Origin of the sequence: Pseudomonas sp. W5-01, from assembly GCF_046540435.1 — a bacterium.
GTDB lineage: Bacteria > Pseudomonadota > Gammaproteobacteria > Pseudomonadales > Pseudomonadaceae > Aquipseudomonas > Aquipseudomonas graminis_B.
Genome location: NZ_JAXCIP010000001.1, coordinates 899535 through 924294, shown reverse-complemented (window position 1 = coordinate 924294; position 24760 = coordinate 899535). Strand labels below are relative to the sequence as shown.

Annotated in this window: 19 protein-coding genes and 3 pseudogenes; 7 read left to right on the top strand and 15 right to left on the bottom strand. The window is 54.2% G+C overall.

The features are described from left to right. Window positions 1–17: 17 nt before the first annotated feature. The gene (locus SLW75_RS04000) at window positions 18–1115 is read right to left on the bottom strand and encodes an alpha/beta hydrolase (protein ID WP_346631559.1); all 1098 of its coding nucleotides are present in this window, start codon (window positions 1113–1115) and stop codon (window positions 18–20) included. Window positions 1116–1520: 405 nt separating this feature from the next. Here SLW75_RS04000 and SLW75_RS03995 point away from each other — a divergent pair, with 405 nt between their 5' ends. Then, window positions 1521–3548: a TonB-dependent receptor gene (locus SLW75_RS03995; protein WP_410933587.1), complete on the top strand. Its 2028-nt coding sequence runs from the start codon at window positions 1521–1523 to the stop codon at window positions 3546–3548. Window positions 3549–3741: 193 nt separating this feature from the next. Here SLW75_RS03995 and SLW75_RS03990 read toward each other — a convergent pair whose 3' ends face one another. The 5 genes from SLW75_RS03990 to SLW75_RS03970 form a co-directional block, all read right to left on the bottom strand. After that, complete coding sequence (locus SLW75_RS03990; protein WP_065986131.1) at window positions 3742–4281, bottom strand: hypothetical protein; 540 nt, start codon at window positions 4279–4281, stop codon at window positions 3742–3744. Further along, complete coding sequence (locus SLW75_RS03985; RefSeq protein WP_410933586.1) at window positions 4278–4643, bottom strand: hypothetical protein; 366 nt, start codon at window positions 4641–4643, stop codon at window positions 4278–4280. Before SLW75_RS03985 ends, SLW75_RS03990 begins: the two co-directional genes overlap by 4 nt. A gap of 68 nt (window positions 4644–4711) precedes the next feature. Next, window positions 4712–5059, bottom strand: a complete 348-nt coding sequence (locus tag SLW75_RS03980) for a type II toxin-antitoxin system ChpB family toxin (protein ID WP_083232973.1) — start codon at window positions 5057–5059, stop codon at window positions 4712–4714. Continuing rightward, the gene (locus tag SLW75_RS03975; RefSeq protein WP_369317936.1) at window positions 5056–5310 is read right to left on the bottom strand and encodes an AbrB/MazE/SpoVT family DNA-binding domain-containing protein; all 255 of its coding nucleotides are present in this window, start codon (window positions 5308–5310) and stop codon (window positions 5056–5058) included. Before SLW75_RS03975 ends, SLW75_RS03980 begins: the two co-directional genes overlap by 4 nt. A gap of 99 nt (window positions 5311–5409) precedes the next feature. Then, window positions 5410–5682 carry a hypothetical protein gene (locus tag SLW75_RS03970; protein ID WP_346631566.1) on the bottom strand — a complete coding sequence of 91 codons (273 nt, stop codon included), beginning with the start codon at window positions 5680–5682 and terminating at the stop codon, window positions 5410–5412. Between the two features lie 477 nt (window positions 5683–6159). Here SLW75_RS03970 and SLW75_RS03965 point away from each other — a divergent pair. Both SLW75_RS03965 and SLW75_RS03960 read left to right on the top strand, forming a co-directional pair. After that, window positions 6160–6375 (top strand): annotated as a pseudogene (locus SLW75_RS03965) (integrase); the annotation flags it as partial. Window positions 6376–6680: 305 nt separating this feature from the next. Continuing rightward, window positions 6681–6866 (top strand): hypothetical protein, encoded by a 186-nt coding sequence (locus SLW75_RS03960; protein ID WP_065986125.1) that lies wholly within the window; start codon window positions 6681–6683, stop codon window positions 6864–6866. 365 nt (window positions 6867–7231) lie between these two features. On the opposite strand, the gene SLW75_RS03955 is transcribed toward SLW75_RS03960, so the two are convergent. After that, complete coding sequence (locus SLW75_RS03955) at window positions 7232–9349, bottom strand: putative bifunctional diguanylate cyclase/phosphodiesterase (protein WP_065986124.1); 2118 nt, start codon at window positions 9347–9349, stop codon at window positions 7232–7234. A 341-nt stretch (window positions 9350–9690) separates the two neighbouring features. After that, entirely contained in the window at window positions 9691–10041 is a 351-nt protein-coding gene (locus SLW75_RS03950) for a hypothetical protein (protein WP_410933585.1), read from the bottom strand. 697 nt (window positions 10042–10738) lie between these two features. Here SLW75_RS03950 and SLW75_RS03945 point away from each other — a divergent pair. Then, window positions 10739–11005: a hypothetical protein gene (locus SLW75_RS03945; protein WP_065986121.1), complete on the top strand. Its 267-nt coding sequence runs from the start codon at window positions 10739–10741 to the stop codon at window positions 11003–11005. Between the two features lie 285 nt (window positions 11006–11290). Here the strand turns inward: SLW75_RS03945 and SLW75_RS03940 are convergent, their stop codons facing one another. Then, entirely contained in the window at window positions 11291–12877 is a 1587-nt protein-coding gene (locus SLW75_RS03940; protein WP_410933584.1) for a putative bifunctional diguanylate cyclase/phosphodiesterase, read from the bottom strand. Window positions 12878–13540: 663 nt separating this feature from the next. On the opposite strand from SLW75_RS03940, the gene SLW75_RS03935 reads away from it, so the two are divergent. Both SLW75_RS03935 and SLW75_RS03930 read left to right on the top strand, forming a co-directional pair. Beyond that, entirely contained in the window at window positions 13541–15742 is a 2202-nt protein-coding gene (locus SLW75_RS03935) for a TonB-dependent receptor (RefSeq protein ID WP_410933583.1), read from the top strand. Window positions 15743–15948: 206 nt separating this feature from the next. After that, window positions 15949–17517: a diguanylate cyclase domain-containing protein gene (locus SLW75_RS03930; protein ID WP_369317940.1), complete on the top strand. Its 1569-nt coding sequence runs from the start codon at window positions 15949–15951 to the stop codon at window positions 17515–17517. 229 nt (window positions 17518–17746) lie between these two features. On the opposite strand, the gene SLW75_RS03925 is transcribed toward SLW75_RS03930, so the two are convergent. From SLW75_RS03925 to SLW75_RS03905, 5 genes and pseudogenes are all read right to left on the bottom strand, one after another. Beyond that, window positions 17747–17971 carry a hypothetical protein gene (locus tag SLW75_RS03925; protein WP_122396755.1) on the bottom strand — a complete coding sequence of 75 codons (225 nt, stop codon included), beginning with the start codon at window positions 17969–17971 and terminating at the stop codon, window positions 17747–17749. Between the two features lie 69 nt (window positions 17972–18040). After that, window positions 18041–18472, bottom strand: a pseudogene (locus tag SLW75_RS03920) (methyl-accepting chemotaxis protein); the annotation flags it as partial. A 108-nt stretch (window positions 18473–18580) separates the two neighbouring features. After that, window positions 18581–19357: pseudogene (locus tag SLW75_RS03915) on the bottom strand (PAS domain-containing protein); the annotation flags it as partial. A gap of 332 nt (window positions 19358–19689) precedes the next feature. Beyond that, entirely contained in the window at window positions 19690–20001 is a 312-nt protein-coding gene (locus tag SLW75_RS03910; protein WP_369305685.1) for a hypothetical protein, read from the bottom strand. 217 nt (window positions 20002–20218) lie between these two features. Next, the gene (locus SLW75_RS03905) at window positions 20219–21838 is read right to left on the bottom strand and encodes a methyl-accepting chemotaxis protein (protein WP_369305684.1); all 1620 of its coding nucleotides are present in this window, start codon (window positions 21836–21838) and stop codon (window positions 20219–20221) included. A 343-nt stretch (window positions 21839–22181) separates the two neighbouring features. Here SLW75_RS03905 and SLW75_RS03900 point away from each other — a divergent pair, with 343 nt between their 5' ends. Further along, on the top strand, window positions 22182–23420 hold the full coding sequence (locus SLW75_RS03900) for a cation:proton antiporter (protein WP_369305683.1): 1239 nt from the start codon (window positions 22182–22184) through the stop codon (window positions 23418–23420). A gap of 28 nt (window positions 23421–23448) precedes the next feature. On the opposite strand, the gene SLW75_RS03895 is transcribed toward SLW75_RS03900, so the two are convergent. After that, complete coding sequence (locus SLW75_RS03895) at window positions 23449–24717, bottom strand: DUF2254 domain-containing protein (protein ID WP_410933582.1); 1269 nt, start codon at window positions 24715–24717, stop codon at window positions 23449–23451. Window positions 24718–24760 lie beyond the last annotated feature (43 nt).

Here is a 24760-nt window from a genome sequence, read left to right as displayed (position 1 = left end):
AGCAGCCAGAGGGCTGGTTAGAATGCTGCCTTCAGGCGAGCGCCGGCGTAGGCCTGTGCTTCCTGAGCCTTTTCCACCACCGCAGCGGTACCGAAAAACTCGTGGGTCACGCCGTCATACAGCTTGCGCTCCACGCTTACGCCCTGGTTTCGCAACGCCTGCTCCAGTTGCGCACCGTCATCACGCAGCGGGTCGATCTCGGCGTTGATCAGAGTCACTGGCGGCAGACCGTGAAGGTTGGCGTGCACAAGATCCAAACGTGGATCCTTCAGATCGGCAGAGCTCTTGGTCACATTGGCCACGAACCAAAGCATCATGGGGCGATTGAGTGGCTTGGCGTCAGCGTACTTCAAGTACGACTCAGTGTTGGTCGTGGTCTGTCCCACTGGGTATACAGCAATCACACTCTTGGGCGAGGTCAAGCCCTGGTCGCGTGCAGCCACAGCAGTGGCGAGCGCCAGATTGCCCCCGGCGCTTTCGCCGGCCAACGCTAGGCGCTTAGAGTCTCCGCCAATGCTAGCCGCGTTGGTAGTGAGCCAGCGGTAGGCAGCAACAGCGTCTAGATGGGCTGCCGGGAATTTATATTCAGGCGCGCGACGGTAGTCCACTGACACCACGATAGCATTGGCCTGCTTGGCCAGGCCGCGGGCGCCACCGTCATACACGGTGCGGTCCGCGATCACCCAACCGCCGCCGTGGAAATACAGTACTACCGGGAATGGTCCGTTACCAGCAGGGGTATAGACGGTTGCTGGCAAGTTCCCTGTAGCACCGGCTACGGTGATCTCACGGGTTGTCACGCCCGGGACCAGTGCTGTGGGGCTGCTGTCACGCTTCTGGTCGGCCAGTACCTGCTTTACACCATCTGCCACAGTAGGCTGCTTACGGGCTTCGTCCGGCGTGGTTTTTTCAATGGCTTTAGGATCGAAGGCCGCTTGGGCGTTGAGCACTTTCTGCATGTCGCTGTCAGTGCGGAACAAGCTCTTGGTCGAGCTGACAGCTAATTCCGACAAAGTAGGTTTTTCCGGATCGCGAGCGCAACCGGCCAAGGTTGCCAAGCTGACGGCGGTTACTGCAGCAACCAGGGCACAACGTATTGGATGGGAAGAACGCATGGTGAATCCTCGATGGGTGCAGCTATGGCCACGAAGTGGCGGCGGGCGCTGCAGAAGCCGCGCCTACGCTTTGTCCGAGGAAAACAAGTAGTGTTCAAGGCAGACAGCGTTTATACGGATCAGCGGTAGGGAGCTAAATCCAACGCTGCTGGCCGACTTTTCCCACTACGCGGTCGGCCACTAGTTGCCGTTTTCTAATCTTCCAATGCCAGGCTTTCCATACAGCCAGGGCATACCGCACGCCCGGTAATGATCACCGATTGCGGACCGATTCAGGTGGGCTGAGATAAGCCAGCCTCGCGCTCGGTTATGACTTCCTCAATCAGTCGGCAATCCAAACAATTGCACCTTAAAAGTTATGTTATAACATGTCCGATATTTTTCATTGTCCCCAAGGAAACCTGCATGTCTCGCTGCCCCAAATTGCAATTCTGGCGCCTCCCGCCCATTGCAACAGCTTTAATGATTGCATCGCCGGCCTACGCCATAGAAGTAGATCCACAAGTGATTACCGCGAATCCACTAGGTAGCGAGCAGCTGGCTTTGCCGAGCACTGTCCTCACCGGAGATAAACTGACCCTTGCGCAGAGGGGCAGTTTGGGCGAAACCTTGAACAATCAACCAGCCGTGTCGTCGTCTTATTTCGGACCAGGCGCCAGTCGGCCAATCATCCGCGGGTTGGACGGCGATCGAATCAGGATCTTGCGTAATGGCGTTGGCGAACTGGATGCGTCGTCGCTTTCTTACGACCATGCGGTGCCGCTGGATCCTGTCAATGTTGATCGCATCGAAATCGTGCGTGGCCCCGCTGCATTGTTATATGGAGGCAGTGCCATTGGCGGCGTGGTAAATACATTGGACAACCGCATTCCTGTTGAATCCATCGAAGGCATACACGGTTCCGGTGAATTGCGATATGGCGGTGCCGACACCACGCGTAGTAGCGCCGGAAAGCTGGAAGCCGGCAACGGTCAATTTGCGCTGCACATCGATGCCAATGCTCGTAATTTTAATGACCTGCGTATCCCGGGCTACGCTCGCACCTCTGATCAACGGACCCGCGAAGAGAGAGACGATGAAAAACATCGCCTCGGCAACAGCGACGGGCGCCAAGAAGGTGGTGCCGTAGGTGGCTCCTACATATGGGATGACGGTTATGCCGGAGTGTCCTACAGCAATTACGACTCTAACTACGGATCGCCTGCCGAGCAGGACGTACGCATCCGCATGGAGCAAGATCACTACGCGTTTGCTTCTGAGGTCCGCAATCTGTCCGGTCCCTTCACATCTGTGAAATTAGACGCAGGGTACACAGACTACAAACACATGGAGATTGAAGACGGCGAGATAGGCACCACCTTCAAAAACAAGGGTTATGAGACTCGGGTGGAGGCCCGCCATCAGCCGATAGGACCGCTTAATGGTGTGGTGGGTGCGCAGTTGACGCGCGGTGAGTTTTCCGCGCTTGGTGACGAAGCATTTGTGCCGCAGACCGATACCTATGCTGGAGCTCTGTTCATTCTCGAAGAACTGCAATCCAGTGACCGACTCATGCTGAGCTTGGGCGGTCGCCTGGAGCACACGACAGTCGATCCGGATGCTAAGGGCAACATGCGGTTTAATAGCGCTGATCGCTCTAGCAGTTTTACTACTGGTAGCTTGTCGTCAGGCGCGGTGTATACGCTTACGCCGGTCTGGTCATTGGCAGCAACTCTGGGCTATACCGAACGTGCGCCAACGTTTTACGAGCTGTACGCCAACGGTGCACACGTTGCCACAGGCACTTACGAGGTAGGTGACGATGACTTATCCAAGGAAAAAGCAGTGTCCAGCGACTTGGCGCTACGGTTTGACAATGGCGCCCATAAGGGCAGCGTAGGCGTATTTTATAGCCATTTTTCGAATTACATTGGGCTATTGAGTAGCGGCCGATCGCTCAACGACGAGGGTGAAGAGGACGCCGACGGCATCCCTGAATTCACCTACTCAGGCGTACGTGCTCGATTTGCCGGTTTCGAAGCACAGGATCATTGGAAGCTGGCTGAGACTCGCTACGGTAACATTGCGCTGGAGCTTTCCGGTGACTATACCCGCGCTAAGAATCTGGACACTGGCGAGGCTTTGCCGCGTATCGCCCCCCTGCGACTGAACAGTGGGCTGCTGTGGGAGCTGGACAAATGGCAGGCCAGGGTCGACGTCGAGCATGCGAGCTCGCAGCACAACGTGCCGGATAATGAATCCGGAACTGACGGCTATACGACTTTAGGCGCGAGTGCAGGGTACAAATTTGACCTGGGCGGTAGCCAATGGCTGGCATTCGTTAATGGTGAAAACTTGACGAATCAGACTGTGAGGTACGCCAGCTCAATTCTTCGCGATATTGCGCCTGCTCAGGGAAGAAGTGTCGAAGTTGGTTTGCGAACAAACTTCTAACCTGCTTTCACCCAACCGCCGATACCACGTATCGGCGACCTGAGCTCAGCATGTAAAATGGTCCGCACGCGACGGCCACTCTATCAAGCTCTGTTCTGATTGCATTCAAGATGTTTCCATTGTCGCGGAGCTGGTAGTGGGCAAGGTGACTTTTCGCCCTAAAAGGCATCAGCCCGCAAATCCTAGGACACATTTATCTGACTTCAAGCTCAGCCACCGAGCTTAGCTCGCCTCTGAGAATGCTTTGATGAAGCTGATTGATGTGCTCGACCGCGTTCTGACCTTGTGCCAGATGGTGCACGTAGATTTCGCTTGTCTTGGTAAAACGGTGGCCAATACGCACGGTATAGGAGCGGAACATCCAGCTGAGAAAACCTGTGTAATACATAGCATCTTCAATGTCCCGCCACTTCACGCCACGAACTCCTTTGCTCCAAGGCAAAATCCCCCGGTACAGCCAAACTCCAACGTCATCCGTGTAAACCCGCACGCTTCTGAGAAAGAGGATTTTGTAGATACAGAGAGGCAGCGAAACTACCAGAACAAACACGCTCACTGCCATGCCGAGCCGAAAAGCAGCATCCGTTTGCGCGTTGTGTAACGTCCACCCGCCAATGCTAATTGAAACAGCAATGAAAAAAATTATCGTCAAGACGGTGCTGACATAGGCCAACCAGGACAGTCGATACCCTGCATGTGCAGACTCAATGCTGGGGCTTTCGTATCCATTCATGAGGCATTCCTTAACAAGTTATGTGTGCCCTGCCCTTGGTTACAAGGATTGCCAGTACCCGGGGCTTGGGGTGCAGCAGAGTGTCTTTTCATCGGCCAATCCGCGTCTTGCATTGAAGAAGCCGCGCTGCGCTCGGCCTTGCCAATAACGTGGTGGACAATAGGAATCAAGGCAGATTGGGCATCTTCGTACGCCTGCCCGGTTTGGCTTATGGCTTCGTAAGTGCGCTGTAGCCCACCTGCGTCATGGGGGTGATGATTGCGCTCCCGTGCATAGGCTTGGCCAGCATCACTGTAAGCCGCAAAAGCAGCCTGCACTGAGTCGATCGTAGGCTTGATTTCGTCGGGGTCGATCATCGGCATGACATTGATCCCTTGTTACAAGGCAAGATAGAAATGCAATTTTGGTCAGGCGTTTGATCATTTTTTCTTTACTCAATCAGCACTTGAATGCGGGCCAGTACATCGTCCATCACCACCTCGGGGACCGCCTCTACGCGCTTACCCCCACGGGCCTCAAGGTCAACGGTGCGGATTTGATTACACAACACCACACCTTGCGTCTCGGTGCCGGAACCGCTCAGTGGCACGGCAAAGCCGGCATATCGGGCAAAATCCCCGCCTTGGGTGATGGGCGCGATCAGGACCAAGCCCGACACGTTGAACGCCGCAGGCGAAATGATCAGCGCCGGACGAAAATCGCCTTGCTGCTCACGGCCAGCGGTGGGATTCATGTTCAAGCGCACAATATCGCCACGGTTTAATTTGGCTCGCTTCACGCTTCACGCCCAACGGCTGACATCGCATTCCACGCTGCCATGTCGGCAGGATCCGGCGCGCTCAAGTCACACTGCGCCATGAGCTCGGCCAGCGCGTAATGCGGCTTGGCCTTCGCAGGCTTGAGCGTCATAACCTCGGCGGATACATCGAGTTTCAACACATCGCCACTAACCAGATTCATCAGCTTAAGCACGGTTGCAGGCAAGCGTATCGCCGCGCTATTGCCCCACTGCTGCACTTTGACTTCCATAACAGCCTCCTAAAAAGTATACACATTGTAGATACCAAAAACACTAACCGCAAGCTTTTTGTATAAACATAGTATCTACAATGCCAGCTCCAAAGCGCGTCAGTGACCTCGTGCCTTAAGGGCAGAAATGCGCTCGATCCATACGCCATGCACCTGAGCCTCGAGAAATAGGTACACATCGGGTTCGATTGCCTGCATGTCCTGCAGGGCCTGGATAAAACCGCGACAGAACTGATAGCCATATTCGACCTGAACCTCGGTCTGGCTGCTATACAGGTCGCGCAGGGCCACGCGCCAGGTGGCATAGGCCTGCTCACTCAAACCACGCGGCAGATCCGAGGTGTCCAGAAAATCGAGATCGGCAGGTGGCATAACCAGCTCCTAGGAGGAAAGGGACCAGGGCGCAGCAACAGGGCGGGCTTATGGTACGTCAATCCCAAGGCTTGTTACGTCTAGCAAGCAGCAAAAAAACCGCCTAGGCGGGTCCTGATGTGGGACCAACTAAACATAGTACCCGACATATCTAACCGCGATCAGTGGCCGTTTTGAGCATGTGCCTAGCTGTCTGAACCAGCTGGTCCAAACTCCAAGGCTTTTGCAGGAACGCGACTCCGGCAGGCAGATCATGACTCACTTCGGCTTCGTAGCCTGTGGTCACTATAAATGAGGGACTGGCATCTGGAGATGGCCGCCGAGCTGGAACGCTGCGGTAGGTTCCAGCAGGCCCGCATTCATATAACGCTCGCCAGTCTGTTAAAGCCCGCTGTGACACTTCCTGCCGTATGAATCAGTACAGAAAGCAGGCAATCGAGGTGGCTCAGATGGCAACAAGATCCGGTATGCGTTTGCGGCCATGATCAGCAGGACAGCACGGCTCCCCTCTTCCACCCGCTGCGCGGCCGCGCAACGGGTGCAGGGATCAGCGCCGACGGCCTCTATGCGGTGGTAGGGCACTACGCCAGAGCTGCAGGGGTAGAGGTTGCGGGACTCGTACACGGGCTGCGCGCAACGGCAGCCACCAATGCCCTGGAACACGAGGCGGATATCGCCAAGGTGCAGCCATGGCGTAAGCGGATGGCGAACACACCTACCGAACTCTAGCATTAAAGGGGATCGGGTCTGCCCGAGGGGATGCGCTTTATCTGCACACCGTCTCGAACACACCGCCATCTCGGCGACTTTGCTGCATTCAGCTCCGCCATCCTGCGCAGGGATGCAGCGCTGAGATGCACCTGTTCCAGAAATTATCGGGCGCGTCGGCGGCAAGGAAAATTAATCTCACGCCCGCGCGTGGGAGGTGAGCATTATCCTCGCGATCAGTTTTTTTCTAGAGCTTTGATATACCCAGGCACAGCTAAGGATGGGGCCTGATGGCGATCTTCAGAAGCTCGGGCTTCATGAGCCTCAGCATAGTCCTTATCAGCCTGAGCCTTCTCATCAGCGGCCTGCCCGGGATTACCCTCAACCTGTTTCTGATCAGACGCTTGTTAATGCTTGTTGGCATCTTGCGTGTGGTCTTCGGACGATTTTTCACAGCCAGGCAAGCCAAGCGCTAATGCGAAGAGTAAAGGTAAGGGAAGTGCCTTGATCATGGAAATGCCCTCTAGGTTATCAATAACCTATTGATCTGCATGGCACAATCTTAGTTCAACATACGCTTTACCTGATGAACGGAGTACTCGTAGTGCCAAACGTTCAGATCAGGCCCGATACGCTACCACGTGGTCCATTCGCACACCGCAAATCCACGGCAAAGTGCCTAGCGAGTAGGCTGAGGCGGCTGAACACAAGAACCACTTCCTAAGTGATCCGGCGGTTGCACTCTCTATTTGGCATCCGATACAACAGTATGTGGGGTAGCAAAAGGAGCGGACTTTAGATTATCGAGAACGTTGACTAATAATCTTAGCAGTAAGTTCAGTCAGTTACCTAACACTATATGAAGATGACAATGGGGCGCCAGCGACTGCGTGGGGGGTAACGAGTCACAAGAAAATGTATTCGGTTGAGGACGTCCAAGATAATACCCTTGCGCATGGTCATAGCCTAGAGTACGCAACAACTCGAGATCCTGAGCAGTCTCAACGCCTTCCGCTAACACTTTGAGATCAAATGCATGCCCCAGTTTCAAAAGGGCCGTCAACACCTCCTCGCGTTGGGCTTTGTTTTCAATTCTGAGTACCTGACGGTCAACCTTCAAACAATGGAATGGAAGCTTCAGTAAATAAGCCAAGTTGGCATGACCTTGACCGAAATCGTCCAGAGCCAGTCGTACGCCCAAGTTGCAGAGACCGGAAACTGTACTCAATAGTTGATCATTTATACGCAGAGGCACGCCTTCGGTTACTTCCAATATTAGCCGATGGCTCGCGAGACCATGTTTAAGTAATGCACCCGCCACTTTCATCGGAAAATCTGTGTTGGCAAGCTGTATAGGTGAAAGGTTCACTGATATGTTGACAGCGTCATGCCAGCGGCTGGCCGCTTCACAGGATTTATCCAAAACCCAGTCACCTACAGCATTAATCAGCCCGCTGCGTTCTGCCATTGCGATGAATAAATCAGGTGGCACATTTCCGAGCTTGGGATGCAGCCAGCGAATAAGGCTTTCGTATCCAGTGAGCTGATAAGGTTCGAGTTGATACAGCGGTTGGAAGTGCAGGTCGAATTGGTCTGTTGCTAACGCCTCTCGGATATCCTCCGGGGTTAGAAGCGACTCATCGTTTTGAGAAAAAATAAATCCCGTATCCTCTAGACGATTGCGGCCACCTCTTTTAGCTCGATACAGAGCTTTGTCAGCCTGATCCAGAAGTGAGGTGCTATCGGTTAGCGCACTACTCGCACTGTGCGCTAATCCGATGCTGACAGTGATGACCGAGATGCCGTCTGTACGTCCCAGATGGGCGATGTTTAGTTCACGTATGGTTTGCAATACGTGGTGAGCGATCCTGCGGGCCTCATCATGAGAGGTATCTGGCAAAACGGCAATGAACTCTTCACCGCCGAATCGTGCTACGGCGCAAGGCGAAATGAAGCAACTGCCCAGAGCCGTGGCAACAGCTCTCAAGCACTCATCGCCCATAAGATGTCCATAATGGTCGTTAAAGCGTTTGAAATGGTCTATATCGATCAAAAATAATGCGCCCTCGGACTGTCCATCCAAATGCTTTGCCGTAAGCGCATCCAGTTGCGGTTGTATGTGCCTACGGTTAGCCAGACCGGTCAGCGAGTCGGTCTCTGAAAGGCGTTGCAAGTCACTATTGGCATCTGTGAGACTAGAGGCTCTGGTTTCCTCACGTAGCCAATACAGGTAACTTCGTCTGGCTTCGGCGTTGGACCAGTAGTTGCCGAGCAATGAGAAAAAAGATGAGGATCCTATAGCGGTCATTATCAAGCCGCCAGCACTCAGGGAAATCGGGGCTGTATGCACACCCCAAGCTGTGATGGTTAAGCAAAATATGTTGTATATCAAAGCAATATTAAAAGGGCTTTTCATGCACGTATTGACATAAATAAGCATCAGCGGCCAACAAAACATGAACAGTGACTGCTCACCCGAAACAGGTTGTTCACCGTTAATTACTACGTTGTAAGCGGCTATAAATCCGGTGTATGAGGGCAACATGGAGACGTATTCTCTCCAGTGCTCCGATAACTTCTTTAGAAGCAACACACCCAGTAGAGTGCTTGGTACACATGTTCCGACCATCTGCAAAATTGCTGATACCAAATCCTTCGGATTTATGATGACCATCCATAGTGAAAAACTACCGAATGTGAAACCTCCCAAGATCAAGCACAGAATCAGGTGGTGCCGGCGGGTAGTATGGATATCGCTCTGATAACGTAGCTCCAATTGCTCAGAGAAGCGTGCAGCGCTAGTTGTTTTCTCGAGTTCTCGTTCAATCTGGCTAGCGTCTAACATAGAAAATTCCACAGCATGCACTAATGAGGCCTTGTCATGGCTATAAGCCACCATTCTACCTTGCTGCGGGTGTCGAGCCACTGGAATCTGCCCGGCGGTGATCTCCCGATTCATCTCCTGTGAAAACGAGCCTAGTTGAGATCTCGTCGATCAACTGACCGTCCGGGTGCACATTTCGCGAAACTGACTGAAGACACCGCCAATGATCGTGACTAATTCGAGCTGGACAATCCCCGGACAAGCCGTGCCTATCAAAATGACCTGGAAGGCTTTTGAGAGTTTGTCGATCTGGCTTTGACCGATGAGTTTCGTGCGGTGACCCGAACGTACGTGCTCGCTGGGCGCGTCCAGCTCAAACATCGCGGTTTGGCTATTACTGTAACCGTCGTGAGCGATTCATGTTTAGTCGAGAGTAGGTACGTCCCACATGACAGATGTCATGAGACGCCTGGTGATCAATTGCCGGTTCGCTGCAACCCCCGAATCGGGGGGTTTTCGTGCCTCCTAGGGGTGCAGTGGCCCAATTGCGCCAAGAAGAAATCGTGGTCGGCCCTGTGCAGGGCGCCCAGCTCGAGCGCTTCGCGCAACACCATCGTCAGTCGGCTGTGCCATTCCCCGCTCTGCACTAGGGCCACGTCCATGACCTTGTCGAGGCGCATGACCAGATCCTTTCTGCAGCGACCTTGAAGCTGTTCTTTGCAGATGTAGAAAAAGTACCGAACACGCTGTGGGTACAGCACATTGGAATAGACCATCATGGCTTGCATCGCTTCACTTGCGCCGAGGTCCAGCGGGATCACAAACACGTTTGACTCCTTTGATGGGTCATTTTTCGGGCAAGTCTAACGTTTCACTGACCGACCCATACCGAGTGCGGCGCTGGCTTCAGAAAGATTGACCTTTTGGGGCTCTATTCCAGAGTGCGACCTGGCGTCAACTATAGGAACCTTGGGACAGTGCTGGACAGCAGCTGCAATCGCCTGCAGGCAGACTGCCACGACGCTACCAATGATGCTGTCGTTCCTGTCGGGATGCGATTTCAAAATGCATTCATTCATTGAAGGCAAGAGTCTGCAACTGACGCTGGGGGTATTGATTATGACGTCATCTCCAAGCCTAACATTCCGACAGATCTGGCCAGGAAAGTCCCGCAAGTCATGCAGGCTCCCAACGGAGTAAGCTAAACGGAATGCTTCAGTGTTGGTAGTGTGCCCTGGAGATGCGAGCTCACCACGACCCGAAACGACCTAAGGGAGGGCAGCTCTCCGCCATAACGCCTCACTACCCTAGAGTGATCTATAGCGTTATCGGGCCTTAGCAGTACGAGACCTAGCCCGCCAGGCCTTCCTGCCTCCCCTGGCGTGCTCCTTCCTTGATGTTTCTTGCCTACAGATCCAGACATGTCGCCTGCCTGCCCTGCCCTACGTGCATGAGGTTGTTGTAGCAACACATCTCGCTATGCTTTTATCTATATAGCGATCAATTGTGGTGACCAAGACTTCGATGAGCGACAGAACCTACCCCTACACCGCATGGCTGCTGACACGGAATTTTCAGTTGCTGGAGGTCGAACTCGTGGACCAGGGATTCGCTAACAGCGCATATGACCGCACTGACAAGGGCCGCAATTACCACGTTGACGAACTTTTTCTTACGAAAGCCAGGGCCATTGCGTTCGGTGAAGCCAAGCTTGCAGCGCTTGCCAAGGAGCTGGAAAGACGTCAAAGAGGGTTACTGAAGCGACGATTGGAGTTGCAAAGATGCAAATGAAATTGTCTTGCACAAGCATCCGCAAGGGTAGATAGCGGGGCCCTTTGGTAGTCTCTGACCGGAGAGATATCTTGAGCTTGATGGCTTTGTCTAGCAATCGGGCGGTCAGGTGCGCATCTGGTCGGACGTGGTTGAGACCACGACAGTCTGCATTCACCTGCTGCGGTATCTGGAGGAAACTCCCAAGTTCCGGGCAAATCCAGTTGATCAGTGCGCGGTCAGCTTGTGGCAGATGGCTTGCAGCTGAGTCAAGGTGAAATGTCAGCAGTTTTGCTGCTTGACCAACTACACCCGCGATAGAACTGTTGAATCAGGAACTCCAGCGACGGAGCGTGAAACGTGAGCCTGGGGCCGACCGTAGTGATACCCCTGAGCATAATTACACCCATTGCTGGCCAGCCAAGATGGAAGGGAGGGTGAGTGAAAATCCTCGATGCCTTCCGCGGTTACTTTCATATTCAGGCTACGTGCCATCCCTAAAATGGCTTCTACCATTGGACGATGATCAGTCTTACCGATCTCAAAAAAAGATCGGTCTATCTTGATTTTATCAATGGACAAACGTGTCAAATGATAAAGACCTGAGTAGCCAGTGCCGAAGTCATCAAGTGCCACTGTGATGCCATGTGCGTGAAGTCTGTTCAGGTTGCGCTCGGCCGCTTCGATATTGCCGACCAAGGCCTCTTCGGTTATTTCGACCTCAAAGCGGTCAAATGGAAACTGCTCATGGCGCAACTGCTCCAGGAACCGATCAGGAAAAAGCTCATCGGTGATCATTGCTGCACTGACGTTCAGCGAAAGATGAAGGTGATCGTCCCAATCCCTGGCAGCGTTACAAGCTTGCTTAACGAGAGATTGAGTCATCATGGGGATCAACCCTAGGCGTTCAAGCGCTGGAATAAAATCAGCAGGCATCCCAGTGCTCCCATCTGGCTTGAGCCATCTGGCCAAGATCTCAAATCCGACGACTTCCTGAGAAGGTAGTGCAACAATAGGCTGATAGAATGGAACGATCTCATTCAGTTCCACTGCCTGTTTAAGCGCAGCGTCTTCATCGATTTGAGCCTGATATTGGAGCCCATGCTCTGTTTCGTAAAAATGGTAAGTTGAACGACCCGTAACCTTACCCCTGTACATTGCTACATCTGCGCAGTGCAATAGCGCTGAGGTTTCGGTAGCGTCGACCCACGAACGAGAGATGCCAACTGTAGCCCCCTGCCGGAAGGGTCGAAGCTTCTCGAGCATCGGCGCCCCTATTCGCGAAATCACATCTGCGGCAATGAGGCCCAGCTCGCGTTCCTCTCTACGGCTGGTAAATACGACGCAGAATTCATCGCCTCCTAGACGCGAAGCGATGCCGCCGTACTTGATTGCAATCTCTTCCAGTCGTTTTGCTACCTCAATGAGCACTGCGTCACCCGTTGCATGCCCGCGCTGATCGTTAACCGCCTTGAAATAGTCAAGGTCGATCAGCATCACAGTCACAGGTTCCAACTGAGCGAGTTGCTCGTTTACAAGCTCCATAAAGGCACGCCGATTGAGCAGGCCGCTGAGTGAGTCGTACCTTGCCAGCTTCTCAGTATGGGACTGCAACCCTTCCAGTTGAAGGTAGTTGCGTCTGGCATTACTGATCATTTTTATAAGCATCACTCCCGGCCCGATCATGGCGATCAGTGAAAAGCCCGTAGATGTCAGTACGAAACGTAACCTTTCCCCGTCCTCAAAAATGCCGTCATAGGGAAGGCCAAGCCCCCGCATCACCCATGCCTCCAGCTCGAACTCCCAAAGAATGGAAAGACCCATGACGGTAAGCAGAATGAGAAAAAGCAGCTGTATCAGACGGCATGGACTGGGTAAGCGTAAATAGGTCATGGGCAGCCTCACAGGCCAAGCTAACAGAGTGTAATATCATATGGCCATCATCCCATAAAGCCATGGTGTCGGTTTATAGAACCTGTTTATTCCTCCAATAAAGAAGAATGTCTTTTTCTGGGGAGCTTCATTGTTATGGGCCTACCAACGAAGGTTGGGGCTATCACCAAAAAGCGACGCTCTAGTAGTTTGCCCTGGGAAACTGCGCCTTGTGGGCAAACCACGCAACCGACCCGCTCTTCATTAAGTATCAGCCAGCGCCCGACCCAGCGTTCCACACATTGAGCAGCGCTGCTGCGTCCAAGTGACCGCCATGGGGTTTAGATCCAGATTCACTCTCGACTTGCTCAGGAGTCCTAAGCGGCTTTTCCCCTTGCTGGATTCTGGTTTGTAACCGGCAGATGGACATCCCAGACACTCGCATTGTCATGAAATGCTATCGACGGGACGAGGGAAACCTTGAGTATCACCCTCAGAAGCAGCGCGTGTGGCGAGCAGGTCTAGGTCTGCTCCTCAAGGGCATTGGCAGAATATGCGATGTGAAAAACTTGTGATTTCAACTGACTATCTCCTGAAGCTTTCTGATATCATTCTCACATGAGAATAGTTCGCATTGCCAAGGAGGCTTCAACCCGTTCTGATCACCTTGCTGGGTAGCCCGTAATGTTCCTTTCGCATCCGTTTCGCCCCACCCTGCTTGCGCTTTGCTGCTCTGCGAGCTTCATCGCCAATGCTGCCGACTCTGCGGTTGAGCTCGGTGCTACTGACATAAACGCGGATGCCGTCAAGGCCAATTCCAACACGCTGCCTGAGGTCTATGCGGGTGGTCAGGTCGCTCGTGGCGGGCAGATGGGTGTTCTGGGTAATCAGGACAACATGAACGTGCCTTTCACCATGACCAGCTATACCTCCCAGCTTATCGAGGATCAGCAGGCTGAAGATGTGGGAGATGTACTCCTCAACGACCCGTCGGTGCGCCAGTCTTACGGCTTCGGTAATCAGTCGCAGATATTCGTGATCCGCGGTTTGCCATTGGCAGGTGACGATATCTCCTACGGCGGTTTGTACGGCGTCCTTCCTCGGCAAATTCTTTCCACGGACGCGATTGAGCGGGTGGAAGTATTCAAAGGTCCCAACGCTTTTATCAACGGCGTGAGCCCCACCGGTACGGGCTTGGGTGGCAGCGTGAATTTGCAGCCCAAGCGTGCTGAAGACGTGCCGACTCGCCGTTACACCCAAGACATCAGTTCTGACGGCCGCGTTGGTGAGCACCTGGACCTTGGCCAACGCTTCGGCGAGGGCAATCGATTCGGAGGGCGGGTCAACCTTAGCCAACGTGAAGGCGACACTGCGATTGATGACGAAAACCAGCGCACCAAGTTGTTCGTCGCGGGACTCGATTATCGTGGTGACACCTTTCGCGTCTCTACCGACTTTGGCTACCAAAAACAGCGCATCAACGGTTTACGCAACACCGTGCAATTGGGTAATGCGACCAAAATCCCGACCGCCCCGGACGCCAGCCACAACTACGGCCAGGACTGGACGAATGCCGAAACCGAAGACACGTTCGGCATGATGCGTGGCGACTGGGACCTGAATGAAAACTGGACTGCCTACCTTGCCGGGGGCGCCAAGCATACGCGTGAAACGGGTGTATACGGCACGCCAACCCTCGTAGGTAATAACGGAGTTGCAACTGTCGGCGGCTCTGAGATCCCGCACAATGAGGACAACACCAGCTTTGCAGCGGGGCTTAACGGTCATGTTCAAACCGGGCCGGTCAGTCATCAGATCGCGATCGGCGCCTCTACCCTCTGGACCCAGCAAGAGAACGCCTACACCTTCTACCGATCGGTCACCGGGAATACCAATATCTACACCACACCTGACCTGCCCAAGCCCACGGCGGTTTCCCTCACCGGCGGCGATATGGGCGATCCGGGTGTCACCGGCAAAACCCGCAACCGAAGCCTGGCCGTTTCCGACACTGTTGGCTTGTTGGACGATAGTTTGCTCCTTACCTATGGCGTACGCCGTCAGCAGCTGCGCGTAGAGAACTACTCGTACGACGGCACCACCTCCAACGGCGTATCTAATCCGGCCAATGACGGCAGCCGTACTTCGCTTTACGACGAATCCATCACTACTCCGGTGTATGGCATCGTCTATAAACCGACTGACACCGTTTCCCTGTACGCAAACCGCATTGAAGGCTTGGCCAAAGGGCCGGTCGCATCCGGTACCAACGTCACCAACCTTGGGGAAGCCTTCCCGCCTGGCCGCACCAAGCAACTGGAAGCGGGTATCAAGCTGGACATGCAATCGTTCGGCGCAAATCTTGGCGTGTTCCGGATCGAGAAGCCCAGCGATGGCTACGTCGATGCGACCCAGCGCCTCTATATTCGCGACGGCGAGCAGGTGAACAAGGGCGTTGAGCTGAGCGTGTTTGGTGAGCCCATCGAAGGCCTTCGCCTGATGGCAGGCGGCACGCGCTTGACCTCGGAGCTGAAGAACACCGCGGGCGGGCTCACTGATGGCAATCATGCCATCGGGGTACCCACCTTCCAGTTAAATGCGAGCGTCGACTGGGACGTACCTGGCCTGGAGGGAGCTGCCCTCAGCGCCCGTATGCTACGTACTGGAGGCCAGTATGCGGATCAGGCCAATAACCTGAGCCTTCCCACCTGGAATCGGTTCGATGCCGGGGCGCGCTACACATTCAAGGTCGATCAAAAGGACCTGACGTTGCGCGTCAATGTGGAGAACATCACCGACAAGAATTACTGGGCCTCAGCCAACGGCGGCTATCTCAGCCAGGGCGACCCGCGTCTGGTCAAAGTCTCGGGCACCATCGATTTCTAAGTCGAATGGTTTGCGCCAAGTCCCCTTTTAATCGATCTGGTGCAATGTGCCCTGCAGGCCGGCGCGCCTTGCGGTAATGACGCAATGGCCGTCCTACGTCTTTCGCGTGGCCAGATCAGCGGTAGACGTTCTGCGCAAAACAGACAGCATTCAGGGTACGGAAACTGCATGCGTCGTTGTCTTACAGTCAATCTGATGACGAATCTATGAAGTCTTTCTACCTTGTATCAACAAGGCTCTCTCCCTCAGCGCTTACTAGAGCGCTGATCGGCTTCATTGCATTAGTGTGTATATCGCTGATCCTGGCTACAGCGTGGCAGATAAATCAGTCTAGGCACGAACGCATTGCTAACGCTAAAGTTGCAGTTTCGAATATCGTTCGAGCCGCTGAACAACAAGCTCAGGACACCATTCGCCAAGCTGATAATACACTGCGAGATCTTGTCGAACGCGTGGAACACGATGGTGTAGCGGAAGATCAGCTATCTCGGCTGGAGAAGCAAATGGCTCAAGACGTGGTGAACGTAGAAGGGATCCAAGGGTTATTTATCTACGATGCTCAAGGTAATTGGGTCGCTAACTCCTTTTCAAGTGGTGCGCAGACGCTGAACAACGTCGACCGCGCATACTTCGTTTATCACCGCGACCACACCGATGAATCCATTCACGTCGACTCCATTGTAAAGAGCCGCACTACGGGCGACATGGTCATACCGGTCAGCAGGCGTATCAATGCTGCTGACGGATCGTTCGCAGGTGTTGCTCTGGCAACCGTGCCTGTCACATATTTCCAAACGTTCTTCCAGCGCATGGATGTAGACGACAAGGGCGTTATTTTCCTTGCGCTCAACAACGGTGATCTACTGGCCCGGCGGCCTACGTTGACAGCGTTGATGACCACCAATGTGGCAAAGGGCGATATATTTACCCTCTATCTGCCACAGAGCGATCATGGCAACGCCGTGATTAAGTCAGTGGTGGATGGCGTAGAAAGGATTTATGCCTACCGGCGGGTATCTGGATTGCCCATCGTTGCCGCTGCTGGTGTATCCAGCCAACATATCTTCGCACCCTGGTGGGCTTACGCGTATAGGTCCATGGCGCTCATCGGTATAATCACTTTGGCCTTGGTTTTGTTGGGCGCCCTGCTGTACCGGCAGATCCAGCAGTTAATCACTGCGGAAACTGAGCTGAACATCGCTAGAACCGAACTTGAGATCATCGCCCGGACCGATAGTTTGACACATATGGCTAACAGGCGATGTTTCGATGCTACCTTGCAGCAAGAATGGGGACGGGCAAGCCGGAACAGATCAACCATAGCCGTTATCTTGCTAGATATCGACTGGTTCAAGCAATACAACGATCTTTACGGCCATCTGGGGGGTGACGACTGCCTGAGGCAAGTTGCGGAAATCATCGGCACCTGCGTCAATCGGCCGGGCGATCTTGCGGCCCGCTATGGTGGCGAGGAGTTTGTGATCCTGCTGCCTGAAACTAATCTCGCTGGGGCTTTAAACGTCGCAGCCAATGTCAGGTTGTCCATCGCCAATGCACTCATAGATCACTCAGGTAGCCCGTTGGGAATTGTAACGATCAGCTCAGGCGTGGTGGCGATCAGTTCACCCTTGAAGGAAGGCTATCGAGCGGCCCTGGAAGAGGCAGATCGACTTCTCTATTGCGCTAAAAATAAAGGCCGTAACAGCGTTGAAGGTCGATTGATAACCTGTGTAAGCAATCCACACCCAACGGCCGTTGTTAATTTTCCTCGGTAAGCCAGCATCATGACACGCTTAAGAAAGTGCCCGTTCAATCGCTGAGTAATGCTGACTGTACGCCAGTGCAGTGACAAGATTGGACTGTCACCGGATTCGTAGATGCTCTTTTCATGCCCTAAGCCAGTGGGCATACCACACGCTGTTAAGCCATTTCTTAGCGGTACCCAAAAAATATTTATCCCAGTATCAGTTACCATGACAGCGATGCTTGTTCTGTAGCAGTTGTTCACTCGGCAGCGGAGCGCCGCACAAAACAGCGGTTCACGCTGCGAAAGCATCGTGAACGCTCGTTGCGAACATCATAGATCAGCTGCATGGCCTGCTCTCCAGTCACAAGCCCCTCTCTTCGTGCCTGCTCGATCCGAATGAATAACCCATTACAGTCATCTTCCAGCTTGGCCCAATGGGCTGTATGCAGATTACGAATGGATTGCTTGAGAGCATCGAGCATGGGATCCCCTGAATATCACGCATTACCTTGTAGCAGCAAAGCTGCTGAACACGGAAGACTACAAATCCATCAATACCCGGCTTGACCTGAGAACTGCTCTACAGCAGTCACAACACTGTTGGCACCTTGCTGAATGTCCTTGATCACCTCGTCTGCCTCACTGGCCAAATCAAGCGCTTCCCCGGCCTGCTGCCTGCTTTTTCCAATAATGCTCACCGCAGTCGAGGCCAGTACCTGGTTCTTTTTTACCACCTCGACGATCTCTGCAGTTGCTTTAGTGGTTCGCATGGCCAGATTTCTGACCTCGTCAGCGACCACAGCAAAACCCCGGCCCTGCTCCCCGGCACGTGCCGCTTCGATTGCTGCGTTCAAAGCCAACAAATTAGTCTGGTCTGCGATGCTGCCGATGGTTTTCACGATGGTACCGATTTCCTGGCTCTGGGCATCCAGCGCTTCAATGCCATGGGCAGCATCTTCCATCAAGGCCGAAAGCGTATTGAGAGTGGTGACGGTGTTCTGAATGACCTCGCGACCTTGCTGTGCACTGGCGTTGGTTCGAACTGAGGTGCCGTGCGCCATGCCAGCTGCTTCGGAAACAGCGCGCTCTCGGGTGACCTGGTCGGTGATAACGGTGGCCAACTTGGCAATCTTGTACAGCTTGCCATTGGCATCCACTATTGGATTGTATGAAGCTTCCAGCCACACTTCCTTGCCGTGTTTATCCGAGCGGCAAAACCTTCCAGCAACGTACGATCCCTTTCGCAGGGTGTGCCAGAACTGTTCATAGTCTTGTGACTGAGCGTCAGACGGCAGGCAAAAGATCCGGTGATGCTGGCCCTGGATTTGGGGAAGCGTATAGCCCATAGCATTCAGAAAATTATGATTGGCTGCCAGGACTATTCCGTCCAGCGAAAATTCGATAACGGCAGTGGACCGCATCAGTGCCCCCACCAGCGCTTCGTTCTCTCTGGAGGCCTCGATTGTCCTTGTCAGCACGCTGGAATACACAACGATTCGTTCTACACGTCCGCTCTCACCCGCGAAAGGTATAACCATTGCCCGTAGCCAGACGTGCCGACCTTCACGGCTGCACAGACGCAATGTGCCGCTGTAATGCTTGCCCTGGGCCACTGCATCAAGAGCCCGACGCTGATGTACGTCACCGCTCAGTTCAGAGGGACTGAACTCACGCAGGGCGCGGCCTGACAATTCCGCCCGGGTGAATCCCAGCTCTGTTTCAAACAGAGCATTCACCTCCAGGATGACACCTGCCGCATCCAGGGTGACCGCCACGGTTTCGAGATCCAGAGTCGCCTTGACCTGCTCAAGAGCCCCCAGCCGTGTTTCCAATTGCTGGATTCTTTTTTTTAACCGGTTGTTGAACATGACAGTGACCCGCATTGACATAAAATACTATCGACGGGTCGAGGGAAACCTTGAGGATTACCCACCGAAGCAGTGCGCATAGCCACATCAGTAACAAGTCTGAAAAGCTGAGGTTGTTGCGACGAGACATTGCAACGGGATGGGTGTACGGATGGGTGTGCGCTTCGAGTCCATGTCTTGCAGATAGCTGCCCGGGCTTTATGGTCCAGTCCGCCTAGGGGTAGCACGCTTGATTTGGAGGTTAGGCGGCGCAGCAAAGAAAACCTAAAAAAGTCCGACGGCATTCTGCTCAGCGAAATTGCGCCTGGCGGGTGACTCGCAAGCATCAGACGTTATGAATCTAACTGGTTTGAGTTTATCACCGGCGGCAGCTGCTCCTTTAAAGATACAAGACGGTCTTCAAAAGCCCTTTCAAAGGCTACACCCAGCGCATTGAACTGCGCACCGGAGATTGCTTCAGCCACGCCCAGACCCGTGCTGAACCCTAAAGCGCGGCCATGGGCATGGCACAGCTCCATAATGCTCTCCGCGCTGCTAATTCGCTCAATACATGTACGTAGGCACTGCTGCAGATCGCGTGGTACCCCCGACATGCTAATCATACGATGCGGATCAAGACTTGAGTTGAGCAGGCGATAGCTCACGAGGCCTTCTCCTGATTTGAAACTCTATTTTTAGGCGTAATAGTTCATCACTGCTCGCATTTTGCCAACTGGAACTGCTGGACGATCAGCCTCCAGTTCAGCGCAGTTTAACGCCTAAAAACTCGATCCGCCATGTATCTTCGCGCTTAGACTGCACTCCGTTTGAGCGTCCGACATCCAGAGATATCGGACGAACTCGCCATCAGGTATGAATGCCTTAGACCTTGAAACGATTGACCAGCTGATTCAGGTTAACCGCAAGCTTCGACATTTCGTTACACGCACTTGCGGTCTGGCTGGCGCCTGCCGAGCTTTGGGAGGCAAGCTCTCGAATGCTGACCAGGTTGCGATCAACTTCCCGGGCGACATGCGCCTGTTCTTCCGAAGCGGTGGCGATCAGGATGTTGCGCTCGTTGATGCTCGTAATGGCGGTGGCGATCTGGTCAAAAGAACTGCTGGCATCGCCAGCGACACTCAGGGATTCAGCAGCCAATTCTCTGCTGGTGGCCATCGCTTTTACGGCCTGGTCGGAATCGTTTTGAATAGCCTGGATCATCTGTTCGATTTCTTGCGTCGACACTTGCGTGCGGTGAGCGAGGGCTCGAACTTCATCGGCGACGACTGCGAAGCCTCGGCCTTGTTCACCCGCCCGAGCGGCCTCGATCGCTGCATTGAGCGCAAGAAGATTGGTCTGCTCCGCAATGGCTCTGATCACTTCAACCACTGTTGAAATATTCTGTGCACGATTGGACAAGCCAGTGATTTGCTCGCTGGTGTCCTGCACATTGCTCGACAACTTCTCTATGGCCTTTAGGGTCTGCGATACGCGCTCCAGGCCAACCTCCGTGTAGCCCTGGCCTCGTCTGGACTCTTCAGAAGCCGATTCGGCATTGCGTGCCACTTCGTCTACCGCAGCGCTCATCTCGGTGACGGCAGTTGCGGCCTGATTCACTTCATCGTTCTGCGACACCAGGCCAAGACTAGATTGCTCAGTCACCGCAGTCATTTGTTCCGATGCCGCAGCCAACTGGGATGACGAGTCCCCGATCTGCATGATCGTGCTTCGAAGGTTCTGCTGCATTTTGGCCAATGCACTCAAAAGCCTACCTGCTTCATCCGTTCCGCTGACTTCAACCTCTTTTGTCAGGTCGCTAGAGGCAATGCGTTCAGCGACACCGAGAGCGTTTCCTAGGGGCGACGTGATCGTTTTAGTCAGTAGAGTTGCCAAACAAAGGGTCAGGAGCGCGACGAAGATAATCAAGCCGACGACGAGGTAAAAGCCTGAGTCATAAACTTGCGTCGCTTGAGCGCCGGCAAGGGTGGCGCCTTCGTTGTTAAATTGAGTCAGCTCCTCGATCTGATCCTCCATCTGATTTATCAGAGGACGGATACTGGTAGCGTCGAGCTTAACAATGGCGCTTGTATCGCCTGATTTCAGCAAAGGCTCCAGTAGGTCTAGCTGACCGGCGTAGTCGTCATAAGACTTTTTTACAGCCAAGAACAATTGCCGCTCACGATCACTCGCAATGAGCGGCTCATAGTTGTATACCGCATCTTTGGAAGCTTTGCGGTAGCCGGGAAATTTGTCGACTGTTTGTTGAATGGTTTGGGGATCCGCGAGTGCCCGCTGCGTCTCGAGGCGTATGCGAAGAATGGTCGAGTTCATCAGCGCGGTTTGCCGGATACTGGGCATCCAGTTGAGTTCGACATCCTTTTCCGTATCGCGAAGCTTGTCCATCTGCAGTATGGCGATGACGCCCAATACCACGACCAGCATAATGATGGCCGAAAAAAACAGGGTGGCGCGTGGAGCAAGGTTTATATTTCTGAGCCGCATTGGACTTCTCACTGCAAGATGGCCAGAGGCCCGGTCTTGAAGCTATCGGCTAGAAATCCTGAAGGATAATGGCTGCCCGTCGGCTCGTTGATACCACGTCCCCAGCGACGGCTCCCTTGTGACATCCACCCCCACTAGCGTCCTGGTGCTGTCTTTGTGAACGTGCTCAGGAGGTAGGATCAAACCGAAAAACAACGTGCAGCACCGCCTCGTAATTGTCAGCAGATCATCGACTGAAATTTCGCGTTTTTAACAGATACGATGTCAAATCCGAGCCCACAGCAGGTGGGTTGCACTTCAACGCAACGCCCTCACCCCCTTAATCCATGGAGGTTGTAGACCGATGTTGGACACCGTCGCAGTCTTTCTCAGCATCACCGCGGTGCTAGCGTTTCTCAACAGACGGTATGTGGGTTTGCCGCCCGCCATTGGCGTGATGAGCATTGCGCTAGCGCTTTCGCTCGTCAACATGGCGCTCAGTGGACTGGGTTTTGAAGCGTTGCATACATTCGAAACCTCACTGGTGGAGTCCATCGACTTTTCAGAGCTGTTGATGCAAGGCATGTTATCGCTGCTGCTGTTCGCTGGCGCACTACACGTAGACTTGTCGCAGCTACGTGCCTACCGATGGCAAGTTGCATCACTGGCGGTCATTGGAACGACGGTTTCGACGCTGTTCATTGGTTTTGCGCTTTGGGCGCTGCTCTCGCTTACTGACCTGGCTCTGCCCCTTTCGTACTGCCTGGTATTCGGTGCGCTCATCTCTCCAACGGACCCCATCGCGGTAATGGGCATTTTGAAGTCAGCAGGTGCACCCGCAAGCGTCGAGCTGGTGATATCGGGCGAATCGCTGTTCAACGATGGAGTCAGCGTCGTGCTGTTTTCGCTCATTCTGGCGATGATTGTCAGTGGTGACGCGCCCTCAGTGCTTGGTGCTTCACAACTGTTGGTCGAGGAGGCAGGCGGCGGCGCATTGGTTGGCGCGGTGTTGGGCTACATCACCTATCGAATGCTCAAGAGCATCGACAGCTATCAGGAAGAAGTGCTCATCACATTGGCTGCGGTACTTGGCGGCTATGCCTTGGCGACTCATCTGCACGTCTCAGGTCCGCTTGCGATGGTGGTAATGGGCCTCATCGTTGGCAATCAAGGCCGCTCCTACGCCATGTCGGAAGAAACCGAGAGGAACCTTGATATGTTCTGGGAGTTGATTGACGAGATCCTCAACGCGGTTCTTTTTGTGCTCATTGGCCTGGAAGTGGTGCTGATTCACTTCTCAGGTACGCTTGCTGTCACAGGACTGGCCGTTATCGTGCTGACATTGCTGGCCAGGTTGCTGACAGTTGGCGCTCCCGTCGCAGTGCTGGGCAAACGCTTTCGGCTGCCTGCCGGCGCCTGGAGCGTTATGACGTGGGGCGGATTACGGGGAGGGATATCAGTAGCACTGGCACTGTCACTTCCGGCGGGGCATGCCCGGGACGTGGTGGTATCGCTGACCTACATGGTCGTCGTGTTCTCGATTTTGGTTCAGGGCATGAGCATCGGAACGCTGGTGAAGCGCGTTATTCCTTGCAGGAAATGAGCACGGATCGCCAGGGCTGAGGGCCGGTTCACCGGAGCGAGGCGGCAATGCACGCTCTCAACCGCGCCTTGTCACCGTCAAGAGTCATCGCCGCCTCCGCCCGTTCGAGGACGACGCCGATGTGACGGGCGCTCAAGTCGGCGTACAAAGCCGGGCAGCAATGCGCAAGGCTTGCAAGCGCTTTGACAAGACGGATGTTGACCTCGATAAGTGCTGCGCCGTCACGCGCAATCGGCGAAAAGAAGTCGTCAAACATGTCTTCCACGGAGAGCCCACGCACATGCACGCAACTGCACTGTGCTTCAGGCTTTTCAAGCGTCCCAGACCTCGCCTGTGCATTGAACGCGCGAATTCCCCTGCCTATTACATCGATTGCTGTGCCTGGGTCATTTACGGCCGGCGAAAGCGCCCTCGATGCGATCTCCGACAATACGGACAAACCGAAGCGGGGGTCGTGCTCGTACGTTCTACTAACGCCAAGGGTGATCGCGGATAGGATTTGTCTCACCTGAGGTTCATCCAGCGGCTCGGTGTTCGATCTCATTACCCGTGCCAGCAGTTCGCCTTCGTTTACAAAACTGCCAGGCAGTATCTCAAGATAAATCAACGCAGCATGTTTCTGTGCGAAGGCGTCCAGCGCAGGCACGTCGATGTGCTGCACGTAGCCCACTTCCCGACTGTTGATCGATAGCACTCCCAGCACCTGCACAAGTCGCTCCGGGTAGGCGCAACCGCCCAGGTAAGGCAGTTGGCAGCGTTCAGTGAGCGCACTGATGGTGGCGGCCTCGACTCGGTCGATCGTCTCACCTACCCGGCCAAGCCTGGACAGATGGTCGATCCATCGCAGCAAGGTGTAGACGATCAGTACCACCACGGCGAGTGTGACCGCGAACAAGATGACCCGGCCCTGAGCACCATACGCACCTGTGCTTAGAGCGATGATGCCGACCAGGCTAAACAGAAAGGAGCCAATGAAGGTCGACAGCGCGTTCTGAGTGGTCGAGTCCTCCATGACCAGTGTTGTGGCGCGCGGGGTGGTGCCCGTGCTGGCTGCTCCATAGGCCGTGACCATGGTACTTAGAGAAAACGTCGTGACCGCCAGCATGCTGGACGCGATGATGCCCAGAATCTTGTCGACGGCATCAGCGCCTATCTTGCCAGGCAGGTCTATAGGAATGTGGTCTCTGAGAACGACAGCCAGCAACGCCGTCACAACGCCCAGTAGGGAAAACAGTCCCGCTCTGAACCACAGACGTCTGGTCGTGCGAATCAACAGCCATTGCCACCGAGCAACCATTGCGAAACTCCGCTGTTACGTAAGGGTGAGTTGGATGATATCT

What these genes read in the sequence shown, in the direction of transcription:
- SLW75_RS03970 (WP_346631566.1), bottom strand. Translation starts at nt 5,682, where the DNA reads ATGCCACCTGCCGATCTCGATTTTCTGGACACCTCGGATCTGCCGCGT.
- SLW75_RS03945 (WP_065986121.1), top strand. Translation starts at nt 10,739, where the DNA reads ATGAGCGACAGAACCTACCCCTACACCGCATGGCTGCTGACACGGAAT.
- SLW75_RS03900 (WP_369305683.1), top strand. Translation starts at nt 22,182, where the DNA reads ATGTTGGACACCGTCGCAGTCTTTCTCAGCATCACCGCGGTGCTAGCG.
- SLW75_RS03930 (WP_369317940.1), top strand. Translation starts at nt 15,949, where the DNA reads ATGAAGTCTTTCTACCTTGTATCAACAAGGCTCTCTCCCTCAGCGCTT.
- SLW75_RS03905 (WP_369305684.1), bottom strand. Translation starts at nt 21,838, where the DNA reads ATGCGGCTCAGAAATATAAACCTTGCTCCACGCGCCACCCTGTTTTTT.
- SLW75_RS03925 (WP_122396755.1), bottom strand. Translation starts at nt 17,971, where the DNA reads ATGCTCGATGCTCTCAAGCAATCCATTCGTAATCTGCATACAGCCCAT.
- SLW75_RS03935 (WP_410933583.1), top strand. Translation starts at nt 13,541, where the DNA reads ATGTTCCTTTCGCATCCGTTTCGCCCCACCCTGCTTGCGCTTTGCTGC.
- SLW75_RS03975 (WP_369317936.1), bottom strand. Translation starts at nt 5,310, where the DNA reads ATGGAAGTCAAAGTGCAGCAGTGGGGCAATAGCGCGGCGATACGCTTG.
- SLW75_RS04000 (WP_346631559.1), bottom strand. Translation starts at nt 1,115, where the DNA reads ATGCGTTCTTCCCATCCAATACGTTGTGCCCTGGTTGCTGCAGTAACC.
- SLW75_RS03960 (WP_065986125.1), top strand. Translation starts at nt 6,681, where the DNA reads ATGGCGATCTTCAGAAGCTCGGGCTTCATGAGCCTCAGCATAGTCCTT.
- SLW75_RS03995 (WP_410933587.1), top strand. Translation starts at nt 1,521, where the DNA reads ATGTCTCGCTGCCCCAAATTGCAATTCTGGCGCCTCCCGCCCATTGCA.
- SLW75_RS03940 (WP_410933584.1), bottom strand. Translation starts at nt 12,877, where the DNA reads ATGACCTATTTACGCTTACCCAGTCCATGCCGTCTGATACAGCTGCTT.
- SLW75_RS03985 (WP_410933586.1), bottom strand. Translation starts at nt 4,643, where the DNA reads ATGCCGATGATCGACCCCGACGAAATCAAGCCTACGATCGACTCAGTG.
- SLW75_RS03955 (WP_065986124.1), bottom strand. Translation starts at nt 9,349, where the DNA reads ATGAATCGGGAGATCACCGCCGGGCAGATTCCAGTGGCTCGACACCCG.
- SLW75_RS03990 (WP_065986131.1), bottom strand. Translation starts at nt 4,281, where the DNA reads ATGAATGGATACGAAAGCCCCAGCATTGAGTCTGCACATGCAGGGTAT.
- SLW75_RS03895 (WP_410933582.1), bottom strand. Translation starts at nt 24,717, where the DNA reads ATGGTTGCTCGGTGGCAATGGCTGTTGATTCGCACGACCAGACGTCTG.